This window comes from Paenibacillus sp. J22R67, assembly GCF_059692175.1.
Genome location: NZ_JCAUAX010000008.1, coordinates 108,231 through 132,019, shown reverse-complemented (window position 1 = coordinate 132,019; position 23,789 = coordinate 108,231). Strand labels below are relative to the sequence as shown.

19 protein-coding genes are annotated in these 23,789 nt (G+C 46.5%); 12 read left to right on the top strand and 7 right to left on the bottom strand.

The window, feature by feature from the left end; translation table 11 throughout:
* Window position 1 precedes the first annotated feature (1 nt).
* On the bottom strand, window positions 2-127 hold the full coding sequence (locus AC58VC_RS26495; RefSeq protein WP_497372984.1) for a hypothetical protein: 126 nt from the start codon (window positions 125-127) through the stop codon (window positions 2-4).
* 446 nt (window positions 128-573) lie between these two features.
* Between AC58VC_RS26495 and kdpB (AC58VC_RS26490) the strand changes: the two genes are divergently transcribed.
* The 7 genes from kdpB (AC58VC_RS26490) to AC58VC_RS26460 all read left to right on the top strand — a co-directional run bounded on the left by kdpB (AC58VC_RS26490) (window position 574) and on the right by AC58VC_RS26460 (window position 11,471).
* A complete protein-coding gene (gene kdpB, locus AC58VC_RS26490; protein WP_497372982.1) occupies window positions 574-2,610 on the top strand; it encodes a potassium-transporting ATPase subunit KdpB in 2,037 nt (678 codons plus the stop codon).
* Window positions 2,611-2,627: 17 nt separating this feature from the next.
* Window positions 2,628-4,901, top strand: a complete 2,274-nt coding sequence (locus AC58VC_RS26485) for a sensor domain-containing protein (RefSeq protein WP_497372980.1) — start codon at window positions 2,628-2,630, stop codon at window positions 4,899-4,901.
* Between the two features lie 160 nt (window positions 4,902-5,061).
* Window positions 5,062-7,080: a potassium-transporting ATPase subunit KdpB gene (gene kdpB, locus AC58VC_RS26480; protein ID WP_497372978.1), complete on the top strand. Its 2,019-nt coding sequence runs from the start codon at window positions 5,062-5,064 to the stop codon at window positions 7,078-7,080.
* Window positions 7,081-7,106: 26 nt separating this feature from the next.
* Entirely contained in the window at window positions 7,107-8,402 is a 1,296-nt protein-coding gene (locus tag AC58VC_RS26475) for a methyl-accepting chemotaxis protein (protein WP_497372976.1), read from the top strand.
* Window positions 8,403-8,537: 135 nt separating this feature from the next.
* Window positions 8,538-9,185, top strand: a complete 648-nt coding sequence (locus AC58VC_RS26470) for a hypothetical protein (protein ID WP_497372974.1) — start codon at window positions 8,538-8,540, stop codon at window positions 9,183-9,185.
* 65 nt (window positions 9,186-9,250) lie between these two features.
* Window positions 9,251-10,450 (top strand): MFS transporter, encoded by a 1,200-nt coding sequence (locus tag AC58VC_RS26465; protein WP_497373302.1) that lies wholly within the window; start codon window positions 9,251-9,253, stop codon window positions 10,448-10,450.
* A gap of 52 nt (window positions 10,451-10,502) precedes the next feature.
* Window positions 10,503-11,471: a 2-hydroxyacid dehydrogenase gene (locus AC58VC_RS26460; protein ID WP_497372972.1), complete on the top strand. Its 969-nt coding sequence runs from the start codon at window positions 10,503-10,505 to the stop codon at window positions 11,469-11,471.
* A 46-nt stretch (window positions 11,472-11,517) separates the two neighbouring features.
* Here AC58VC_RS26460 and AC58VC_RS26455 read toward each other — a convergent pair whose 3' ends face one another.
* Genes AC58VC_RS26455 through AC58VC_RS26435 form a run of 5 tightly spaced genes read right to left on the bottom strand, consistent with a single transcriptional unit; the run spans window position 11,518 to window position 16,787 of the window.
* The gene (locus tag AC58VC_RS26455; RefSeq protein ID WP_497372970.1) at window positions 11,518-12,615 is read right to left on the bottom strand and encodes a GerAB/ArcD/ProY family transporter; all 1,098 of its coding nucleotides are present in this window, start codon (window positions 12,613-12,615) and stop codon (window positions 11,518-11,520) included.
* Window positions 12,616-12,631: 16 nt separating this feature from the next.
* Window positions 12,632-13,735 carry a GerAB/ArcD/ProY family transporter gene (locus AC58VC_RS26450; protein ID WP_497372968.1) on the bottom strand — a complete coding sequence of 368 codons (1,104 nt, stop codon included), beginning with the start codon at window positions 13,733-13,735 and terminating at the stop codon, window positions 12,632-12,634.
* Window positions 13,736-13,767: 32 nt separating this feature from the next.
* The gene (locus tag AC58VC_RS26445; protein ID WP_497372965.1) at window positions 13,768-14,007 is read right to left on the bottom strand and encodes a hypothetical protein; all 240 of its coding nucleotides are present in this window, start codon (window positions 14,005-14,007) and stop codon (window positions 13,768-13,770) included.
* Window positions 14,008-14,012: 5 nt separating this feature from the next.
* Window positions 14,013-15,197: a Ger(x)C family spore germination protein gene (locus AC58VC_RS26440; protein WP_497372963.1), complete on the bottom strand. Its 1,185-nt coding sequence runs from the start codon at window positions 15,195-15,197 to the stop codon at window positions 14,013-14,015.
* A 30-nt stretch (window positions 15,198-15,227) separates the two neighbouring features.
* Window positions 15,228-16,787 (bottom strand): spore germination protein, encoded by a 1,560-nt coding sequence (locus AC58VC_RS26435; RefSeq protein ID WP_497372961.1) that lies wholly within the window; start codon window positions 16,785-16,787, stop codon window positions 15,228-15,230.
* A gap of 205 nt (window positions 16,788-16,992) precedes the next feature.
* Between AC58VC_RS26435 and AC58VC_RS26430 the strand changes: the two genes are divergently transcribed.
* Window positions 16,993-17,415 carry a universal stress protein gene (locus AC58VC_RS26430; RefSeq protein ID WP_497372959.1) on the top strand — a complete coding sequence of 141 codons (423 nt, stop codon included), beginning with the start codon at window positions 16,993-16,995 and terminating at the stop codon, window positions 17,413-17,415.
* Between the two features lie 108 nt (window positions 17,416-17,523).
* On the opposite strand, the gene AC58VC_RS26425 is transcribed toward AC58VC_RS26430, so the two are convergent.
* Window positions 17,524-18,573 carry a LacI family DNA-binding transcriptional regulator gene (locus AC58VC_RS26425; RefSeq protein ID WP_497372957.1) on the bottom strand — a complete coding sequence of 350 codons (1,050 nt, stop codon included), beginning with the start codon at window positions 18,571-18,573 and terminating at the stop codon, window positions 17,524-17,526.
* 272 nt (window positions 18,574-18,845) lie between these two features.
* On the opposite strand from AC58VC_RS26425, the gene AC58VC_RS26420 reads away from it, so the two are divergent.
* Genes AC58VC_RS26420 through glpK form a run of 4 tightly spaced genes read left to right on the top strand, consistent with a single transcriptional unit; the run spans window position 18,846 to window position 23,586 of the window.
* Window positions 18,846-20,279 carry an L-fucose/L-arabinose isomerase family protein gene (locus tag AC58VC_RS26420; protein ID WP_497372955.1) on the top strand — a complete coding sequence of 478 codons (1,434 nt, stop codon included), beginning with the start codon at window positions 18,846-18,848 and terminating at the stop codon, window positions 20,277-20,279.
* A 13-nt stretch (window positions 20,280-20,292) separates the two neighbouring features.
* Complete coding sequence (locus AC58VC_RS26415) at window positions 20,293-21,138, top strand: transketolase (RefSeq protein WP_497372953.1); 846 nt, start codon at window positions 20,293-20,295, stop codon at window positions 21,136-21,138.
* Window position 21,139: 1 nt separating this feature from the next.
* Window positions 21,140-22,081 (top strand): transketolase family protein, encoded by a 942-nt coding sequence (locus AC58VC_RS26410; protein WP_497372951.1) that lies wholly within the window; start codon window positions 21,140-21,142, stop codon window positions 22,079-22,081.
* Window positions 22,081-23,586: a glycerol kinase GlpK gene (glpK, locus tag AC58VC_RS26405; RefSeq protein WP_497372949.1), complete on the top strand. Its 1,506-nt coding sequence runs from the start codon at window positions 22,081-22,083 to the stop codon at window positions 23,584-23,586. Before AC58VC_RS26410 ends, glpK begins: the two co-directional genes overlap by 1 nt.
* Window positions 23,587-23,789 lie beyond the last annotated feature (203 nt).

The following is a 23,789-nucleotide window of genomic DNA, read 5'->3' as shown; positions in this document are numbered from 1 at the left end:
GTCATTCATGAACCCATTCGTAGAAGAGTTGATGTTTAACCGTAATCAGTCTCTCATGATTAGACGCGTTCATGACTTCCCCGTGATGATGTTTGGGTTCAGGTTCACTACAACTTCGACTGCTCATTAAACTTTCAACTCCTTTAATGGGATCAATGATGTGCTAATGTACTGAATAATTGTAACGCAGAAACCTATAAAAAAGAGGTAAAAAATCCATATCAAACGTATAAAAAACCAATAAAAATGAAAGTCAGCTGATTTTCAATGCATCAATGTTCGGGTTCAGATTCACTGAAATTTATAAAAAACGGAAGAAAACCAAAGCATTCTCATAGAAAATGAAAGTGTCTACTAATTGGACGCGTTTTCATATGCGAAATACGTCAAAAAGCATGAATAGCGTCCAACCACCGCGTTTTACAAAGATTGCTAGAAAGCGTAACATTCGTTCCAAGAACTTCACATGAAGTTCCAAACGCTGCTTAGAAGCTCGAGAGTAGAGATTCTCTGCTCTTAGGCTTCTTTTTGTTGTTCAAAAATTTGAGGAGTCTCTTCCTAGGGTGGGTCCGCATGAATCAATGGTTAAAGCATTTATTTCATTCGAAAATGGTCGTTAGAGCCCTTGTAGAACCTTTTTTGAAGTTGAATCCAAAAGTAATGATCAAGAATCCAGTCCTATTCGTATTGGAAACAGCTACCTTCGTCATTGGTTTACTCATTCTATTTCCACACTATTTTCACTCCGAGAATCAAACGTCCTATAACATCACGGTATTTTTCATTCTCCTGTTTACGATTTTATTTGCAAATTTTGCTGAGGCATTGGCCGAGGGCAGAGGTAAGGCACACGCGGATAGTTTGATCAAAACAAGAAAGGAATTAAAGGCCAAACGGTTATCCAAAGATGGCCGTATCCAGGTGGTGGCCGGAACGGATTTACGCAAAGGTGATCTTGTACTGGTCGAAATGGGAGATTATATTCCCGGAGACGGTAAGATTGTGGAAGGCATCGCGGCTATCGACGAATCTTCGATTAATGGGGAGTCAGCGGTTGTCATTAAAGAGGCGAATGGTGAACATAGTGCTGTAATTGGCGGGACTACCGTGGTCAGTGATTGGATTAAAGTTGAGATTACCGTAGACCCTGGACACTCCTTTCTGGATCGGATGGTTCAAATGGTAGAAGGGGCCAGGCGGCAGAAATCACCGAACGAAATCGCATTGACGACATTGCTTACGGTATTAACGTTGATCTTCTTAATCGTCGTGGTTACCTTGTATCCATTAGCTGCATTTGTTGGTGTTCATCTGGAGGTGTCTACGTTAATTGTCCTTCTCGTATGTCTAATCCCAACGACAATCGGGGGATTGCTGTCCGCCATTGGCATCTCGGGAATTGACCGTGTCACCCGCATCAACATATTGGCGAAATCGGGGAAAGCCGTTGAGGCGGCTGGTGATATTAACACCGTCATTCTGGACAAGACGGGAACGATCACTTTCGGTAATCGGATGGCTTCCGCCTTTTATCCCGTTGCAGGCGCATCACAGGAGCAGTTAATGGAAGCAGCGGTGCTCACTTCTTTGTTTGATGACACGCAGGAAGGGCGGTCTATCGTAGATCTGGCCAAACGACATCATATAACAGGTGATCTCAGAGCGTATCAGGGGGAAGTAATTTCCTTCGCAGCTGAAGAGCGGATGAGCGGGTTAAATCTGAATGGCAGCTTTTTTCGAAAAGGGGCGGTTAGCGCGATTTGCAGCTATGTTACTGTCAGGGGCGGTTATATTCCTGAGGAGCTGGAGGAGATCAATGCTTTTATTGCGCGAGAAGGTGGGACGCCCCTTGCGGTAAGCAAGGATAATTACATACTGGGGCTTATTTACTTAAAAGATACGATTAAGCCGGGCATTCGCGAACGATTGCAATTTCTGCAGCAAATGGGGATTCGAACGATCATGTGTACAGGGGATAATCCACTGACCGCCGCAACCATTGCGAAAGAGGTTGGCGTCGATACGTATTATGCCGAGAGTAAGCCGGAGGATAAATTACGGATCGTCCGGGAGGAGCAAAGCGAAGGGAAGCTTGTTGCCATGACGGGCGATGGGGTTAACGACGCCCCAGCTTTAGCTCAAGCTGATGTAGGTATTGCGATGAGCAGTGGAACATCAGTCGCCAAAGAGGCAGCCAATATGGTCGATCTGGATTCAGATCCTACGAAGATCCTGGATGTGATTTCGATTGGCAAACAGCTGCTCATTACACGCGGAGCGGTGACTACGTTCAGTATTGCGAATGATTTCTCCAAGTATTTTGCTATTATACCTGCGATGTTTGCGGGGGACCTCCCGGAGCTGCAGGTTTTTAATATTATGCATTTGCAATCGCCAACGAGTGCTGTACTATCCGCGCTCATCTTTAACGCAATTATTATTCCGGTTTTGATTCCGGTTGCCTTGAAAGGTGTTTCCTACAAGCCCATGAGTGCAAATCAACTGCTTAGTCGGAATTTAGCCATCTATGGCGCAGGAGGCATCATTTTACCGTTCCTAGGGATCAAGCTCATCGATTTTCTCCTGCATACTTTTTTCGAACAACTATAAGACTGGAGTACATAAGTATGGATAAGCTACTAGACATCAGAAAAAAAGAAGAAGGGAAAAAGACTTCTTTTCGCATCGTATCTATGTACGTACTGCTCGCTTGTCTGCTGCAAGTTGCCCTTAAGATGGGGGCCTCTTATCTGTCTTTCAGCTTGATGATCATTGTAACAGCCTACCTGCTGTACACGATGATTCAGCGCAATATAGCGAAGGTTAACCAGATAGAGACATTACAGCTGATACGAGAGGAACAGAAAATACGCTCAACCTTGGATAGTATCCAAGATGGCTATTACGAAATAACAATGACTGGCAACTTCCTAGTTTTTAATCATTCTCTCGTAGTGCTGCTAGGTAAGGTGGAGAATGAATTGCTAGGCTGTCAAATCGCGGATTTCATGAGTGCGGAAGATGCGAAAAAACTGAAACAAGCCTATCAATGGGTAGCCCATACCGGAACGGCTGTCAATTGTGTGGAATGGGAGGTCATTCGCGAGGATGGCACACGTAAGTATGTGGAGGCTTCTATTGTCCTTGTTCTAGACGCGCAAGACTCGGCGCCAACAGGCTTCCGGGGTATTATTCGAGACATAACCGACCGCAAAGATTCAGAGAGAATGTTAGAGGAAAGTAGATTCCGGTATAAATCTTTAGTTGATCATAATCCCGATCTTGTCTGTTCATTTGAGTTAAATGGTTTGGTTACAGCCATTAATCCGGCAACGGAGAAAATAACGGGATATTCGGCGAATCAATTAGTTGGCACTTCCTGTACGCATATCCTGAGTGTGCTCCCAAGATCAACTTACTTGAGACCCTTTATGCTTGCTAAAAAAGGGTTATCCGCTAGTTTCGAAATTGCTATCGCTCATAAACGAGGTTTTCCAGTCGATTTGCACATTCGATTTGTTCCGATCATCGTCGACAGCCAAGTGGTCGGTGTATTTGCCATTGGCAAAGATATTACAGAACATAAGCAAGCAGAGGAAACGATCAACCATATGGCTTATCATGATGCGCTGACAGATCTACCGAATCGTCGATTGTTTACGGATCACCTGACGAAAAGCTTGGAGCAAGCGGACCGTGGCAAACATAAGCTTGCTGTGCTGTTTCTGGATTTAAATCGATTCAAATATATCAATGATTCTTTGGGTCATGCCTTTGGTGACACGCTGCTGCAAACGATAGCGAAACGTCTATTAAGCTCGGTTGGTCATCATGGCACGATAGCACGCATGGGCGGGGACGAGTTTACGATTTTATTGCCATTCCTCAAACAGGAGAGCTTTATTCTTTTCATCGTAAAAGAGATTATTGAGGCGATTAATCGTCCGATTCTTATTGAAGGTCTTGAGTGTTCGGTTACAACGAGTATCGGCATTAGTCTTTATCCAAATGATGGGCATGACGCCAAAACGTTGATGATGAATGCAGATTCTGCTATGTATCGAGCTAAGGAAAGTCACCGCAATCAATACGAGTTCTTCACACCAACGATGAGCGTTCAAGCTTCTGAGACGCACACGATTGAGCAGGAGCTCCGTAAAGCATTGGAGCGTAATGAATTGCTGCTGATGTACCAACCTCAACTGCAGTTTGAGACGGGTCAGATTACAGGTGTCGAGGCGCTTGTTAGGTGGCTCCATCCGAAAAGAGGCCTGGTATCGCCGACAGAATTCATTCCGCTCGCAGAGGAAACGGGCATTATTATCCCCCTTGGCGAGTGGGTCCTACGGACAGCTTGCGGACAAAATAAAGCTTGGCAAGATGCGGGATTCCCTCCTATGCGGGTAGCCGTCAACCTCTCTGCATATCAATTCAAACAAGCTAATATTGTCCAGATTGTCGCTGATATCTTGCAAGAAACGGGTCTTCATCCAGCTTATTTGGAGCTAGAGATTACCGAGAGTGTCGCTATGCAGAATGCGAAACAAGTCATAGGGACTTTGGAGGAGCTAAAGAAGCTGGGGATTCAAGTGTCTATCGATGATTTCGGTACAGGCTATTCTTCGCTGAGTTACCTTCGAAGCTTCCCGATTGATCGTCTCAAGATTGATCGATCATTTGTCAATGACATCACTTCTACGCATGGTGAAACTACAATTGCAGCATCGATTATAGCAATGGCTCAAAGCTTGAACCTTGAGGTAATTGCGGAAGGCGTAGAGACGGAAGTGCAGTTTGAGTTTCTAAAAAATAAAGGCTGCCATGAAATGCAAGGTTATTTCTTTAGCAAGCCGCTTCTTAAAGACGACATGACGGGGCGCTTGGCTAGTATTCACGCCTAGTCGGATGAAATTTACAAAAGGAGTGAGACTTCATCGTGGTTATTATTTGTGTATTAACAGTAGCGATGCTGGTGTACCTCGCCTATGTGCTGCTGCACATTGAACAGTTCTAATAGCTGAGAATTCGTAGAGTTTTAGTTCATTGGAGGTTTTTGAAATCATGTTAAATCAAAGAAAGAGTCCTATTATTTATAAAGCACTGCTCGAGGCTGTGTTGAAACTAAATCCGATTATCATGATAAAAAGTCCTGTTATGTTTGTCGTAGAGGCAGGAGCGTTCTTGATCTTGTTAATGATTCTTTTCCCGAGTACTTTTGGTGCTGATGGGAGGCAGATACATAATCTTTTTATCTTTTTTATCCTGCTTTTCACCATTTTGTTTGCTAATTTTGCGGAAGCCTTGGCGGAGGGGCGAGGAAAGGCGCACGCGGATCATTTGAAGAAAACGCAAATGGATACGAAAGCGAAGCGCATTCGAAAAAATGGCGACATGGAAACCGTCAGCTCTACGGAATTACGAAGGGGAGACATGATCCTGATTGAAAATGGTGATCTCGTCCCTGGAGATGGCGAAATCATCGAGGGGACAGCAGCCATCGATGAATCGGCGATCACAGGCGAGTCTGCCCCTGTAGTCAAGCGGGCGAAGAGTGACTTCAGCTCGGTCACCGGAGGAACGAAGGTCATCAGTGATTGGATTAAGGTGAGAATTATGGCTGATCCAGGGGAAACTTTTTTGGATCGGATGATTCTCTTGGTAGAGGGAGCGAAACGGCAGAAATCTCCGAATGAAGTCGCACTGAACACCCTTCTGGTCGTGCTTACCATCATCTTTTTTATTGTTACGATCACAATGATTCCAATGGCTGGTTATTTGGGAGTTGTTATTGAAACCTCAACGCTGGTTGCTTTGCTCATCTGTCTGATCCCTACGACAATTGGTGCTCTTCTGTCGGCTATCGGCATTGCGGGCATTGATCGTGTAACTCGGTTTAACGTACTCGCGATGTCTGGCAAAGCCGTTGAAGCTGCTGGTGATGTGAGCACGATCATATTGGATAAAACGGGTACGATTACTTATGGCAATCGGAAGGCATTTCGCTTTACTCCTGTATATGGGATTTCCGAACAAGAACTGATACATGCTGCGGTAGCAACCTCAATTTTTGATGAAACGCCAGAAGGTCAATCTATATTGGAATTGGCTGCAAGCATGAAAATCACCTGGCGAGAGGATCACTATGGGGCGGGAAAAGTCATTCCTTTTACAGCAGAAAGCCGAATGAGCGGTTTAATCCTTGGCGACGAAACTTATTATAAGGGAGCAGTTGAAGAAATCGTCTCGCACATGGAACAGCAAGGCGGCGTCAGATCTCCAGAGGCGCTGCTTATCAGTGAGGAAATTGCCAAGGAAGGCGGCACACCGCTGGCTGTTAGCAGGGGCAGCCAACTGTTAGGCATTATTTATTTAAAGGATATGATTAAACCGGGATTAAGAGAGAAGTTTGAGGATTTGCGTAAAATGGGTATTAAGACGGTTATGTGTACAGGGGATAATCAGCTAACGGCCCAAACCATTGCGCGAGAAGCCGGGGTGGATACCTATATCGCGGAATGCAAACCAGAAGATAAAATTCGTATCGTCAGGGAAGAACAGGCGCAAGGCAAGCTAGTTGCGATGACAGGAGATGGGACGAATGATGCGCCAGCGCTGGCTCAAGCTGATGTAGGGCTGGCAATGAACAGTGGAACCATTGCGGCGAAGGAAGCGGCGAATATGGTGGATTTGGATTCGGATCCGACGAAGCTGATTCAAGTGATCTTTATCGGCAAGCAGCTGTTGATTACGCGTGGCGCGCTGACTACCTTTAGCATTGCAAACGATTTTGCCAAATATTTTGCGATACTTCCAGCCATTTTATCATCTGAAATTCCGCAGATTGAGGCACTGAATATCATGCGACTGCATTCACCGGAAACAGCCGTGATTTCATCGCTAATTTTTAATGCCATCATTATCCCAATTTTAATTCCACTGGCTGTGAAAGGCGTTAAATATTCGCCAATGAGTGCGGAAAAGCTGCTGTTTCGTAATATTTGGTTATTCGGTGTCGGTGGGATTCTTGTTCCATTCGCCGGGATCAAAGCGATTGATATGATGATGCAAATTTTTTATTAACCATAGTGAGCGCTGGGAGGCATAAAATGAGATATACAATTCAGACCAAGCTGATGATCAGCTTTTCATTGGCTGCTTGTCTACTGGGCGTGACTGGGCAAGTTTGGTACAATTTGGCGCAAAATGTTCAGGCGCAGCACTTGTCAGCAGAGGGCTTTTCCTCTATCGTAAATTTTGCGCTAGGAGTTACTGTGGCTTCTTTTGCTTGCATACTGGGAATAGGATTATGGACCTCGAAAGTTCTGTCGCATCCTGCCGTACAAATCGCAGAAAGGATGGAGCATATGGCATCTGGTCATATCGTGGAAGATGAACTCTCTGTTCAGATTCGTCATCGGGATGAGTTAGGAGATGCTGCCAAAGCCATGAGCCGTATGGCGCGTAATTTACGAAGCTTGATACGGCGAGTATCCGCTTCCTCACAGCAATTAACAACAGGCGTAGAAACACTGAACCTTACAGCCGAACAAACGGTGAAGACAACCAAAGAGATTGGTGACTCTATGAATCATGTCACTATGGGAGCCGAGAGGCAAGTTGACCGTGTTTCTGTCACCATGAATACGCTTAATGAAATGAACAGCGGTCTTCACCGTATTGCTGATTTTTTCGAAACCGTCGATGCCTCTGCGCATAATGCGATGAATGAAGCGGTCGCTGGCAATGAGGTTATCCATAAAAATATGGCGCAAATCAAGTCAATTCAATCTGTCTGTGATGACTCGGCCGAGAACGTCAGGAATTTGAGTGTACATACGCAAGAAATTGGAAATTTTGTGCGAATCATTACTGGGATTTCAGAAACGACGCATTTACTTGCACTGAATGCATCCATTGAAGCGGCTCGCGCAGGGGAGCATGGGCGTGGTTTCTCGGTGGTTGCCAGTGAAGTGAAGAAACTAGCTGACGATTCCAAGAAAGCAGCAGATCATATCTCGAGCGTTGTGAAGTCGATTCAAAATGAAACCCTTCAAGCTTTTTACACTATGCAGCAAAGCAGTAAAGAAGTGAGTACAGGGATGGAACTCATGTCAGAAGCTAGCCTTGCCTTTAAACAAATCTCCGAGGCGGTTAATGAAGTCACTACGCTCAGCGGGCAAATTCGCGAAATCACGCATGATGCGTTCGTTCGTGCTGCGCAAATCACCTCAGCCGTCAATGAGCTGGCATCGATTGCTAAAGAAGCGGTAACAAGCTCAAACCTGGTAGCTTCTTCCTCTCTAGAGCAGACTGCATCCATGGAGGACATCTTTCAAGCCACGGAGGAATTGCAAAAGATGGGGCATGAGCTTAATGACTTGGTTAGAATGTTTAGAGTTTGAAATAAACCTTAGATCCTCAGCACATTGCTGTGGGTCTTTTTTTTGTCGCGCCGCGCCTTGGGAAACAATGGTATAATCAGTTTTGTTGATCATGATCTCATAGAAAGTTGAGGCAGAGAATAGATGATGACAAGAATGATTTATCGAGCAGAATGGCAAGAGGGGCAAGTATCTACGGGTGTAGAGGCGCTAGAACGAAGTGAACAAGCCATACAACGGGTCATGCAGGGAGAGTTGATGACCGCTGCTGCCTATGTGTGGAAGAAAAGTCTATTCCTCTATTATGAGTGCATGGACTGCGAGTTAAGTCCCGATGATATCGCTAGTGCTGCTTTACCTTATCTTAAGGATTGGCCAGGGCATCGGCAGCCCCGCAAATGGATTCGCATGATTGACGTGTTCCACTTTAATGAGCCTGCTAATAACGAACATTGGCTGCGAAAGGAGCGGGTAGAGAAGCGCGTTGGGAGAGTAGCGCATTTGAAGCCTGAAATGATCAGCAGTTATATCTATTATCATTATCAACTTCAGGAAGAGCGATCGTTCACAGGCGACAAATACGAAATCATTGCGATGCACGAGAATCTGCTGTTTGGGTATCAAGAATTTCCTAAGGTAATTGAAGATCCAGTTGTACCGGGTCGTTTGAGAACGAGAGGAACTCCCGAGAATTGGCAGGATTCGCGAATGGATTTGCACTTCCAGCCTTGGGAAGAAGATGGCTATCTATACTTTAAACCGATTGAACCCATTTTCGCCTATTATATTGGTGACTATAAATGAAGTAAGCTGCATGGAGGAATGACAACGTGGAACAACGTTTGGATAAGTCCAAAAAGGTCTACGCCATGCAACTGGCTACGATTTTTCTAGGCTTCATTGTGTTTGGCTTTTCAGAGAATATTAAGGGACCCGCCATCCCGCGCATTCAATTCGATTTTATGCTGAATGAATCGCAGCTTGGCACATTGCTGTCTCTCAACGCGCTGGGTTACCTCATCGCCTGTTCCTTCACGGCTTTTTTAACGCGCCTATGGGGGATTAAAATCGTCAGTATTGCTGCCTTTGGCATGATGATCCTTTCAGGTTTTTGTATCTACTTGTCTAGTAGTTTTCCGATGTTTTCTTCCTCCTACTTTCTCATGTACATCGGCAACGGAATGCTTGAGATTGCGCTCGCTATTCTGGGGGCGAGAATCTTTGTGAGAAATACGGGAACGATGATGAATCTCACGCACGGCTTCTATGGGCTTAGTTCCACGGTTGCCCCGTTGATTGCAACAGGACTTATGACGGTAAGCGTGTTCGGTCATGCGCTTGATTGGCGCGGTATGTATGTGGTGATGCTTTCATTGTCCATTCTTCCTATCCTATTTGCTTTACGCAGTTCGTTTCCTTCCGACGAGATCTCCCATGAGGACCGGGTTCCTTTGAAAACATTAACGCGTGATCCAGTATTGTGGTATATGGTCCTGATTCTTTCCTTTGGCGTAGTATCGGAGCTTGCGGTAGGAGGGTGGTTAGTCAATTTCTTAGAGAAAGCGTACGAATGGGAAGCGGTAAAGGCGTCTGGCATGTTGTCTGCTTTCTTCCTCTGTTTTGCGCTAGCGAGGCTAATTTTGGGTCCTATTACGGATAAAATAGGATTCAATTTGTCCTTGATTATTTTCTCGGGATTTTCTGCGATCTGCACGTTTGGTGCGATTCTGGGAGGGGAACCCCTTGCTTTCCTATTCGCAGCAGCGGGAATCGGCATCGCAATGATTTACCCAACCGTTATGGCGTTTATTGCCAAAAGATACCCGAACGGCAGCGATACGGCAATTACGTTTACAGTTACGCTAATGGGCGTCGGCAGTGTCATTGGGAATTATCTCATTGGCGGTGTTATTGAATGGGTCAAACAATGGGTTGGAGCGGACACCCAAATTGGCTTGATTCGCGGTCTCCAGACCGGATATGGGTTCATTGGGCTGTGCGCTGCGATCTGCGCCATTTGTAGTTTCATTTTATACCGCTACTTAAAAAATCAAAAAGAACTTATCTGAATCTAGCCATTTGTGGTACGATTCTTTCATAGTATGGAGAGGAGATTTGAGGATGAGACCTAAAGTTTTTCTCGCAAAGCGAGTTCCAAGTGAAGTAGAAGCGTACATAGCGCAGTACTGCGATTATCGTAAATGGGACAGGGAAGAAGAAATTCCTCGTCAACAGCTATTAGAGGAGCTGGCTGATGTAGATGGACTGTTACTATCTGGTGGAAGCATTGACGAAGAGTTGCTCAATCATGCACCGAAACTCAAAATTGTGAGTAACGTGTCGGTAGGCTACAACAATTTAGATACGGCTGCTATGAAGGCCAGAGGTGTTATGGGAACGCATACACCGGGCGTACTGGATGAAACGGTGGCGGATACGGTGTTCGGGCTGATTTTGGGCGCAGCAAGGCGAATACCGGAGCTTGACGCTTACGTGAAAGCTGGCCAGTGGAAAAAAGGAAGCGATGATCATATTTTCGGCATCGATGTTCATCATGCTAAGCTCGGGATCATTGGCATGGGGCGTATCGGGGAAGCTATAGCCAGACGGGCAAAGTTTGGTTTTAATATGGAGGTTATGTACTATAACCGCAGTCGCAAAGAGGAAGCTGAGCAGAAGCTAGGCGTGGTTTACCGGTCGCTGCAGGAGCTGCTTCAGGAGTCGGATTTTGTGGTGCTAATGACGCCGCTAACACCTGAGACGACCCGTCTAATCGGCCGCGAAGAGCTGGCGCTCATGAAGAAAACCGCGATCTTTATCAATACCTCCCGCGGGCAAACCGTTGATGAGGAAGCACTGATTGAAGCTTTGGAAAAAGGGCAAATCCGCGGAGCGGGTCTTGATGTTTTTGAGCAAGAACCCGTAGACCCGGATAACAAGCTGTTGAAAATGGCCAATGTCGTCACCTTGCCGCATATCGGATCGGCCACCCATCAGACTCGGTTTGATATGGCGATGCTTGCCGCGAATAACTTGGTGAAGGGTGTTCAGGGTGAAGTTCCGCCGAACCTCGTTGCGGAGTTGAAGTAATTATAGAGAAGCCGGTATGCGGATTTCGCCGCATGCCAGGCTTTTTTTATTTGGCGGGTAACCGACCTCTCATCCATCCAATCACTATAATGCTTAGCGGATAAACAATGCCTATAATGAGGGCAAGAGGAATGTAAGTGTGGTTATCCCATTTCTGTTCAAAGGCTCCATTCGGGTAAACGACAAGAGCTAGGACGATAACGATTAGCCCAAGTGGAGTGCAAAGCGATTTGTAATCACGGAGTTGGAATGTGTGTGCTAACCCTCTAAGTGTTGTTTGAAAATACATCGATGTTTTAAAAAAAATGGAAACCAGCCATAAGAAGGCTACGACAACTTCAATTCGCTGTAAAAAATTCCCGATGCTAATTCTTTGTGCTAAGGCATAACTGGGGAAAGATTCCATGGCGGTAGAATCAGCCCCCAGCACCAGCACACTGGATACCACGAGTAAAAGCATGGCCAGGCCGCTTATAACAACGCCTACGAGGTATCCCTTTCCAGCTCTTTTAACATTTGAAACTTGATGGATAATAGGGCCAATTGTAATAAATAAGGGAATATAGGTAAAGCTGATGATTCGTATCACAGACCGAATGATCGGGATCGCGTTAGCTTCGCCAATCGGCAAGAGATTGTTTGTATCCATATTAGGAATATTCATGGTCATAAATAATGTAAACAATAAGATGAGCCAAGGAAAAAAGATTTCAGCAGTTCTAAGAAAAACAACCAATCCCAGCTTGGCTCCCATCATGACAACCAGCATGAATAGGATGTTAATTGCCTGGATAGGCGTTGAAGGCATAATTTGAGTACTCATAAAATGGCCGACGTAAAAAACGTCCTGAGCGCCAAAAATAAGTGTCAAAAAGGAAATACCCAAGGTTATAATTCGGCCCAGCCACTTGCCAAAAACGAGGTCGTTGATGTCGAAGAGTGAAGAGACCGAATATTTTTTGGCAACTGCTGTATAAAGGAGGGTCAGAATTATGCCCAGACCTATGCTCAGTACAAGTGGTATCCATGCATCCTGTTTGACATCCGCTGCTATCGATGCTGGAATGACCAATATCGCAGTGCCTATGGAATAGAGGATGACGATGATCATGAGTTGCCGCGGTGTTATGGACTCTTTGCCCATGCAAGCACGTCCTTGTTTAGCCGTTTTTAGCTTTTTTTCTGCGCAAGCAGCCAATGATGATTAGTAGACCGGGATGCAGGCAGCCGAAAAATAATCCCAGAGGTACCCAGGTAAATTGATCCCATTCATGCATGTAGGCTACATTGGGGTATACCATTAAAGAAAGCACGATCACAATGAGACCCGTTGGTGTTGCGAGAGACTTATAATTTTGGATTTGAAAAAAGGAGGCAACGGCTCTGAGCGTGACATGAAAATATAGCGTCAGCTTAAAATAAATGGAAATAAACCATAAGAAAGCGACCGTAACCTCAATCCGTTGAAGAAAATTCCCAACGCTAATTTTTTTGGCCAGCGCGTAGGTTGCATAAACATGTCGTGACGATTGGTCTGCCCCCATCACCAGAATGCCTAATAATGTGATGATGATCATCATGATTCCGCTTGTTATGCCCCCATAGAAGAAGGATTTGGCGAACCTCGCAGGGAACTTCGTCTCTTTTGAGATTAAACAGAGCGTAAATACGATTGGAAAAAAGGAGTATACGATCATAAACATGGCAGGTCGAGCAATCGACATGAAGCTTGCTTCGCCAATAGGAAGCAGATTCTTGATGTTGGACTGCGGAGCCACAAAGATCACCAATAAGAAGAACAGCAAGAGAATCCATGGAAAAAAGATCTCCGCGGTTCTCCCTAAGATGATCACACCCAGCTTTGCACCAATGACAGTAAACGTGATCATGAGAATATGAATGGATTGGATCGGTGTCGTTGGCATGATTTGGGTCGTCATGAAGGTGCCAATAAAGAATAGGACCTGCGCGCTTAGGACGAACATGAGATAGATGTAGAGAAGCGTTAATGCTTTGCCAAGCCATTTGCCCAATACATATTCATTCATATCAAAAAGCGTCATTGCCGGATACATCCGGGCTAACTTGACATACATCCAAATGAAGAGTAAACCAACGCTTACTGCCGCTATTCCGGCGATCCAGGCATCCTGTTTGGATTGTGCGGCCAAAATGGAGGGGACGACAAGAATTGTTGTTCCAAGTGAAATCAAGAAAATAAAAATCATAAGCTGCCGAGCTGTTAATGTACTCTCGTTATTCATGCTCTGCCTCCCTATGCCGAGCCCAACTTTACTTATTTGATTAACCCGATCTGCACTAACAGCTTGCTTAATGGGGCCATAAGAAACGTAATTCCATCGGCTGGATTTGGCAGTATTTTTCCCATTCCTTTGAACGTAGCAAGCACATTTCCGATCAGCATGAGTGTAACGTACAACCAAACCGTCTTTTTACATCCTTGCTTCCACAAACGCGGAAGTTCATACCACGCAATCAGGGTGGAAATCACAAGTATACTGATGCCAATTAACATATCGGCTACTCCTTTACATCATTTACAACAGAGTCCCCCATGGTACCTGTACCTCTCACCTTAGCAATCACATTCATGTGAGGCTCCACTTGCTTAAAGACCTGTTCCCAATTATCTTTGACCTTGTTCCAATATGTCGGATCAGCTCGATGAACAGCTTCACCGAATCCATAGATATCTGTCCCTAACTGCTGCGTCTTCTTAATGGTTTTCTCCATATTGGATTTAATGAATTCAACGTACTGTGAATCCAAATAGGCGATCGTTTCTGTTTTGAAAAGATTGATTTTACACTCAACATCAGACACATTGCCTTCCGTCCGTGTGTTGATGAAAATTTCAGGTTTATCGTTGTTAATGACAGCGTGTATCTTGCTTTTGACACGGGCAATATCAATACCAATGTTTCCGCCATCGGGACAGACGAGGTGGATGGAAGAGCGCTTGGATTGATTGGTAATGATCGAGTAAGCGCGGGACTCTTTCTCATTCAGCCATCCAACGAGCTTATCTCTCTTGAAGACGGCATTGCCGGAATATTGCAGCCTCACACGGGGGGCCGTGTAATTAATGTTGTTGTTGCTCGTGCCTGTCGTATGATCACCTACAATTTGTATGCCTGATACAACGGCGCTTTTTCCAGGGGTAACAAGACTGCTCGATAATTGATCGAGTTTAATTGTGACCGCAGAAGTCCATTCCTTTTTGGCAGCTTCGAGAGAATTGAATATATAGTTTGCTGGAACTTTCTCTAGCGGTGTCATGACACTTAATAAGTCCTTGGCTGTGCTGTCTCTGGCAATGACAACGTCAAAATCGGTTCGGAATTCGCTCCCTCTCATGAGATAATCCATCGCTTTCACGATTCCTTTGGAGGCTAGGTCCTCTGAAATGACAAGGATGCGAATATGGGCGAAATAGATGTTTCTCGAAATCGACGAAGTCAATCTTTTGACAGCTTCATTCAGGGTTACGCCTTTGGAAGAATAGACGATAATGGGAACTTCAGAATTCCCATTTGATTTTGTCACACTCCCCGGGTTCACGATTTGAACCGTTAACTCAAACTGACCTCCATCTGAAATATCAATCCCTACACCTTCGGCGATGGCGATGTCGTTCAACTCTCTGCGGCTCCAACAGCCGCTTAATAGGAAAATGATCATCAATAAGCATGCTGTTAGTCGCATCCAGGATATCAATTGAGCCTCGTGCCTCCCTTAAGGTCTGAATGGCTTTCTTTTCGCTTTCTTGACAACGTTATTGGTATGGACGGTACGCACTCGGGAAAATAACGACTGAAAGGGCATCCGAAATAAGGCATCCTTTTGTTTGTCTAATTCCAGCGGAGCAAAAGGGCTTAAGTAAGGCACGCCAAACGATTGTAAACTGTTCAGATGTAAAATCAGCCCAAGCAAACCTGCCAGTATCCCGAAAAATCCGAAGGAAGCCGCTAAAGCCATCAGCGGAAACCGTAAGATGCGAATGGCGTTTGATAAATCATAGGAAGGAAAAACAAAGCTGGAAATCGCCGTGATGGATACGACAATAACCATCGCAGCCGATACAATACCAGCTTCGACCGCTGCTTGCCCGATGACCAGTGTCCCGACGAAGGATAACGCTGATCCGATGCTTCGCGGCATACGCAGGGCGGCCTCCCGCAGTACTTCGAAGGTGATTTCCATCAACAAGGCTTCAATGAAAGCTGGGAAGGGAATGCCTTCTCTCTGCGCGGCTAAGGAAATGAGCAGCTGCGTTGGCAGCATTTCCTGATGAAACGTCGTAATGGCTACGTAGAAGGACGGCGCTAATAAAGCTATGAGAAACCCGGCATATCGGAGTATCCGGACTAAAGTGCTGATATCCACGCGATGATAGTAGTCCTCGGAAGCTTTGAGGAAGGTTTCAAACAAAGCGGGAGCGATGAGCACGAAGGGGGTTCCATCGACAAGAATAGCAACTTTGCCTTGAATGAGTTCAAGAGCGACGACGTCTGGACGTTCAGAGTTGTAGACGGTTGGAAAAGGCGTGATGACTTCATCCTGAATGAGCTCCTCGATATTGCTGCTTTCGAAGATGCCGTCAATTTGAATCTGACTGAGCCGATTGCGGGCTTCGATAATGAGCGAATCCTGGGCGATCCCATGCACATACATCAGCACAACGTCTGTCTGGGTCACTTCACCGACCTGGAAAGTTTCCACCCACAAATTAGGGTCCTTAATCTTTCTGCGGATGAGTGCCGTATTCGTTCGGATCGATTCGGAGAACGATTCACGCGGTCCGCGGACAACGGTTTCAACATTCGTCTCCGTTACACCCCGATCTTTCCAGCCTTTGGTGCTTGCTGCAAGCCCAGTGGTGTAGCCGTTCATCAAGATAACCGAGTCGCCTGATAGGATATGATGAAACAACTTTTTCATATCGGAAACCTTCTGAATTTCGCCAATCGTTAGCGTATGCAATTCTAATACGTCAAAAGGGTTTTGTTTAGGATCAATGTCCAAAGAATCTGTCATCATAGCTCGCATAATGAAGTCATTAATGACATTCCCATCCACAAGGCCATCGGTATACAGGATGGCGACGCCCTCTGTAATTGAGTTATAGGTAAACTCTCGAATCACAATATCCGTGCTGTTTCCGAGAGCTTGCCTGACATAATCTGTATTTTCTTGAATGGTTGAGAATAAAGGCATAGATGCCATCGGTTCTACGATCGTGCTTTGTGTAGGAAGAGTCGGATGTTTTTTGGAGCTCAGCCAACGAGCGAACATATGGTATTTTCTCCAAGCTCTAGGATGTTGTGCTAGTATCTTTTCCTTAAGTTTCCTGCGGTATGCGTGTGAAAAAAAGCTCGTTGGGTGCGAATAGGTTCATCATTAGCATGTTGATTGCGCTGATGGTTTGAAAGAACAGAATTTCGGGTAAGTATGCTTAGGATGCCTAACATTCATGTAACGATCAAAGGAGGAAAAACCTATGTATAACCACATTCTTGTTCCTATCGACGGTTCTCAGCAATCTGATCAAGCATTGGATCATGCGATCAAGCTTGTTAAGCATATATCTCCGAATGCCCGGATTACTGTTATCCATGTGAGTCCTCTATTGATCTTAAACGAACCACCGATAAGTGTTCCGCTTAGTGAAACACTGGCTGAAGAAGGACAGAACATTGTTGAGCCTGCGTCGGCGAAATTGATGGAGAGCAGGATCGCTTTCAAAAGTGTGACGTTGACCGGTGATCCATCAACGACCATCTGTCATCAGGCAGAAATAGATGGCCACGACTTGATCGTGATGGGTTGCCGCGGTGTTGGTCTGATGTCGGAAATCCTCCTCGGCAGCGTGAGTCACGGTGTGATCAAACATGCGAACTGCCCAGTTTTGATCATTAAATGAGGCTTAAATGAATAAATGCTGCACCTTAACGGCTAATGGCCGAAAAGGTGCAGCTTTTTTGTGGTATTGGACTGGCACGTATTTTGAAATCGAGCAACGCAACCAGCATCAATTAACGCTGCTGCGGGGTGGATGAGAGGAATGCCGCTCGACAAAACGGGTATCCACCCTGATTTTGGAGGTGGCCTCGACGCCGTGCTCGATGGATTCGATTAACAAATCGACGGCTAATTGAGCCATGCGTTTTTTCTCGACATGAACGGTGGTCAGCTCCGGTGAAATGATGCGAGACTCCGATATATTGTCAAAACCAACGACAGATACTTGCTCAGGTACCCGAATCCCAAGCTCTGTCAACGTCTTCATAGCGCTAATGGCAATGTAATCACATTCACAAAAAATAGCGGTGGGGAGTTGGCGGCCCGTTTCCATATACGCCTTTATTTGTTTCTTAAGGTCCTCCTGGGACGATAGCATCGTCGGGGCTACAGCAAAGATGTGGTCAGGATGGATCTCGAGCCCTTGTTCATGCAAAGCCTCATAAAAGCCAACTTTACGCTCCTCAAAATTCTGAATCCGAACATTGGAAGCAATATAGCCAATTTCCTTATGTCCGATGCCGCATAGATGTGCGCCCGCTTGATAGGCCCCCATGAAGTTGTTCATGCTCACAAAGTGGACTGGCAGCTTATCGAAGCAATTGTCGAGGACAACAAGGTGAGGCCCCAGCCGATTGGAAATGTCCAGAATTTCCTCAGGACTAAGGTTATTCCCGAGTAAAATGATGCCATCGCTTTGGTTATCCTCCGCAAGCGTTCGAATTTCGCGTTCGAAATACTCCATATCAACAGATGAAAAAAGCAAGGAATAACCTTTGGAGCGGCAGCGATCCTCAATATAATGAATCAGCTCTCTAAAAAAAGGCTGCTGATAATAGGCTTCAAGCACGATTCCCGAGTTGGTAAAAACGAGAAAAGAGAGTGACTTCACGGCGTTTTCGGCAGCAGATACCCGAGGCTTCGGGGAATAACCACTTTCCCTGGCAATTTCAAGCACACGGTCGCGGGTCTCCGAGCTGATTCCCGTTTTACCATTTAGAGCAAGTGATACCGCAGATTTGGAAACTCCGGCCATCTTCGCAATGTCTTCCATTTTCAAGTCGAACAATCCCCATTTACTAAATTAGTTGAGTGAGTTTAGTTTATCCTTATCGCCAATAAAATGCAATGAATCATTTGAAATCAACTAAACAATTTATATAAAATTAACTAAATATAATAATAAACAGCATTGACGTCCTATTATTGACGTGTTAGCATGAGTTTATTCATAAAATTAGCTAAACAAATAGGAAAGTAAATATAATCATTTTAGCAAAAGTTCATCTCAACATTTTATTTGTTTAGCTAAACATATCGGGAGGCACATTCATGAAAAAATTAAAGCTGGGCTACGCACCGACTCGCAGATTCGTTTTTAGCGCTGAGGATGCGTTTAAGTACAAAGTGCTCATTAGGGAAAAAATCCAAAACTTCGGATTGGACATCGATATTGTCGATCTGGAAGGGATCAATTCGGAAGGCCTTCTCTATGACGATAACATCAACGCGGATCTCATCATCAATCGATTCAAACAAGAGGAAGTAGATGCCGTATTTTTCCCGCACTGTAACTTCGGTACGGAAGATACGGTTGCGCGTGTGGGTAAAGCGTTAGGCAAGCCGGTGCTGTTATGGGGGCCTCGCGATGAAGCTCCGCTCGAGGATGGTATGCGGCTTCGAGATACACAGTGCGGTCTATTCGCAACGGGCAAGGTGCTTAGGCGCTTTAATGTACCATTTTCCTATGTGACGAATACGCGTGTGAATGATCCTGTTTTTGAAAGGGGTTTCTCAAATTTCATATCTGCGGCCAATGTTGTTCGCCAATTCCGTTCTCTGCGTATCCTGCAAATCGGGCCGAGACCGTCGTCATTTTGGACGATGATGTGCAATGAAGGGGAATTACTGGAGCGTTTCGGCATTGAGCTGCACCCGATCACACTCGTTGACATTCAGCGCGCTACTAAGCGTATCGAAAATGGCCAATCCTCAGAATTGGCACAAGCGATGGATTACATCAAGGAGAAGCTGGACTGGTCGGAAGTGACGGAAGCGGATGTAAGGCGAATTGCCTCGCTGAAGGTAGCAATGAAGCAGTACGCTCAGCAAACAGGCAGCACGGCAATTGCGATTCAATGTTGGTCATCGCTGCAAGAAGCCATGGGGATTATGCCTTGTTTGGCGAACGCCATTTTGACCGATGAACAAATCCCGGTGACGTGCGAGACTGACATCCATGGTGCGATTACTTCCGTTATGGTTCAAGCTGCAGCGATGAATGAAGCGCCGACTTTTTTTGCCGATTTGACCGTGCGCCATCCGGAGAACGCCAACGGTGAATTGCTTTTCCACTGCGGGAATTTCCCAGTATCCCTATCCGTCGAGAATAAACCAAAGCTGCGTAAACATTTCTTGTTCGATGATCATGCCCCTGGAACTCACGAAGGTGAGATTAAAGGCGGCGGCATGACGCTGGCACGTTTTGACGGTGATCATGGCGATTATCAATTATTTCTTGGGAAAGCCAAGGGAATTCAAGGCCCTTATACACGTGGATCTTATGTATGGGTTGAAGTGAACGACTGGCCGCTATGGGAAGAGAAACTTGTGAAGGGGCCATATGTGCATCATTCTGTGGGCATTCATGCCAATGTCATTCCTGCTTTATATGAAGCATGTTCGTATATCCCTGGACTAACCCCTGACCCCGTGGATCCGACGGAAAGTGAAATTCAGGCTTGGCTGCGAGGCAAAGGCCTGTAAATAAGGAGGACATATGGAAATCAGAGCGCTTCAAGCGAAAGCAACGCAAATCAGGATGGATTTATTGCAAATGATTGCACAAGCACAAACAGGTCACACCGGCGGTTCACTTAGCAATACTGACATTTTAACCGCACTTTATTACCGCGTGATGGATATTGATCCTGCGAGACCAAAGGCGGTAGATCGCGACCGGTTTATTTTGAGTAAGGGGCATTCGGTAGAATCGCTTTGGTCGATCCTTGCGGACCGCGGATTTTTCCCAAAAGAGGAATTGGCGACTTTCAGTAAATTCGGCACGAAGCTCATCGGACATCCGAACAATAAGGTGCCAGGCATTGAGATGAACACAGGCGCACTTGGCCATGGGCTTGCAGTCGCAGTCGGTATGGCGCTTGCTGCGAAAAAAGACGGCGCAGCCTATCGAACTTACTGCCTTATGGGAGATGGTGAGCAAGCGGAAGGCTCGGTATGGGAGGCTGCAATGGCGGGATCTCACTACAAATTAGATAATTTGATTGGCATCATTGACCGCAATCGGTTGCAGATCAGCGGCTCCACGGAAGACGTTATGGGCCTCGATCCGCTCGAGGATAAGTGGACAGCGTTTGGCTGGCATGTTGTTTCCATCGACGGCAACGATATGCAAGCTTTGGTAGAGACTTTCGAAGCCGTACCCGCACACACTGGCAAACCGACGCTTGTCATGGCAAATACGGTTAAGGGCAAAGGGGTTTCTTTTGCAGAAAATGTTCCACACTGGCATCATCACGTGCCTAACCAAGTTGAATTGGAGAAAGCTCTGGCAGAACTAGCTGCCGCATTCGACAACTATGAGCAGAAAGGACAGGTGCGTTAAGATGAACACGATTCCAAATCGTCAGGTCATTTGCGATACATTGCTAGAGAAGGCACAGGATGACCGCTCCATTATGGTGCTTGCCAGCGATTCGCGAGGTTCGGCGGCTATGGGGCCTTTTGCCAAAGCATTCCCAGAGCAATTCGTTGAGGTAGGGATCGCGGAACAAAATATCGTGGGGATTTCCGCAGGACTTGCCCATAGTGGGAAAAAGCCGTTCGTTACGTCGCCGGCCTGTTTCCTCAGCATGCGCAGCATTGAGCAAATCAAGGTAGACGTGGCTTATTCGGCTACGAACGTGAAGCTGGTTGGAATCAGTGGAGGCGTTAGTTATGGCGCGCTTGGCATGTCCCACCACTCTGTTCAGGATGTGGCCGTTATGCGGGCGATACCAGGCATCGCCGTTATGATGCCGGCTGATCGGCATGAAACGAAGCGGATGACGGAAGCGCTTGTTGAGCACGAAGGCGGCGTCTATGTACGGATTGGCCGCAACGCGGTGGAAGATGTGTATGAATCTGACGACTACGAATTCATCATCGGCAAATCCGTGCAAATGCGCGAAGGCAGCGATGTGACGATCATTGCCGCAGGGGAAACGGTTCGTGTCGCATTGGATGCTCATGAAGCCCTGAAGGAAGCAGGGGTAACTTGCCGGGTGATCAATATGCATACGATAAAACCTTTGGACGCAGATGCCATTATTCAGGCGGCGAAGGAAACTGGGCGCATCATCACTGTGGAAGAGCACAGCGTTCATGGCGGACTTGGCGCAGCTGTGTCTGAAGTGGTTGTTCAAAATTGGCCCGTACCCATGCGAATCATCGGTATCCCGGATGAACCGGCGATCGCTGGGAAAACGGCCGAGGTTTTTGGTCATTATGGCATTAGCAGCAGCAATCTTAAGCGTGTGGCGCTTGAAATGCTTGGCAGACAGGAGTAATGATGATGGAAAAGTCCTATCTGCTCGCGATTGATCAAAGCACATCAGGTACGAAAGCGCTTGTTATTGACCGCGCAGGCCAGATAACGGCTCAAAGCGCGACTCCACATCGTCAGTACTATCCGCGTCCAGGTTGGGTCGAGCACGATCCTATGGAAATTTATGCGAATGTGATTCGTTCTGCGCATGAAGCTTTAGCGATTGCCGGAATCGGCCCGGATTCGCTAGCTGCCTTAACGATCACGAACCAGCGGGAGACGGCCGTGTTGTGGGATCAAACGACGGGGCTTCCCGTACATGCCGCGATCGTATGGCAGTGCCAGCGAACGGCAGACGAGTGCGCCGTCTATCAAAGGGCTGGGCACGAGGAGACCGTGCGCAGCAAGACGGGATTGATGCTCGATCCGTATTTCTCCGCTGCGAAATGGGGCTGGATCTTGCAGCACGTAGAGGGAGTGCGCGAAAAGCTGACGGCAGGCAAACTGCTCGCAGGTACGATCGACAGCTGGCTGCTGTGGAAACTGAGCGGGGGTAAGACGCATGCGACGGATTACACGAATGCGAGCCGCACCTCGCTTTTTAATATTCACACATTACAGTGGGATGAGGAGTTGTGTGGTCTCTTTGGCGTGCCGTCGGAGCTGCTTCCCGAAGTTAAAGCTTCGGATGAGATTTATGGCTACACGGAAGATAGAGAATTATTTGGCGATTGTCGTGTTCCCATAACCGGCGTGATCGGCGACTCACAGGGAGCTTTGTTCGGCAATCAGTGCTTCGAGACTGGTATGGCGAAAGCCACTTACGGCACAGGCACTTCGGTGCTGATGAATGTAGGGGATAATCCGATCCCGTCTGGCAACGGACTTGTGAGCGCCATTGCTTGGGGCAGAAAGGGCAAAGTGACCTATGCCGTTGAAGCCGTTATCCGTACCTCGGGTGACAGCTTGACCTGGGTTCGGGATAATTTGGGCTTGTTTCGTACATTTGAAGAGATGGAGCAGATGCTTGAGCATACGCCAGATAGTGAAGGCGTATATTTGGTGCCTGCGTTCGTAGGGCTTGGCGCCCCCTATTGGGACTCTTATGCGAGAGCTTCCATCACGGGGATGAATCGGGGTACCACCAAAGAGCATATTATTCGGGCAGCCATTGAAAGTATTGCTTTCCAGGTGCACGATGCTGTTAAACTAATGGAAAATGAAACCGCTGTTGCGCTCCAAGAGCTTCGGGCAGACGGCGGTGCATCCGATAATGTGAATTTGATGCAGTTTCAGGCTGACTTGTTAGGTAAAATGGTCGTGAAATCGGAGATTGCGGAATTGTCCGCTCTAGGCTCCGCGTATTTGGGCGGCGTCGGTATCGGCTTTTGGCCGTCACTTGAAGCGATAGGTACAAAGCTAGAAGGCTCTATCAAGTATCAGCCGAACATGTTGCCGGAACTGCGCGAAGCCCATTGTTCCGGCTGGAAAAAGGCAGTATCTTCCGTTTTAACACGGAATGTTTAGGTGTAAGAAGAAGCGATTACCGTGATTCAGTGGTCGTTAGCGTTGTAAAACAAGCTTAAATGCCGCGTGGGGCCTCATCCCGCGCTCTTGGCACGCCGTAACGTTGTTTTTTGTCGCTAACGTAGCTGCCATGCGCGAACAGCACTCGTTAGCGATGTAAAACAAGTTTAATTGCCGCGTGGAAGCCGCGCCACCTCCCCCAA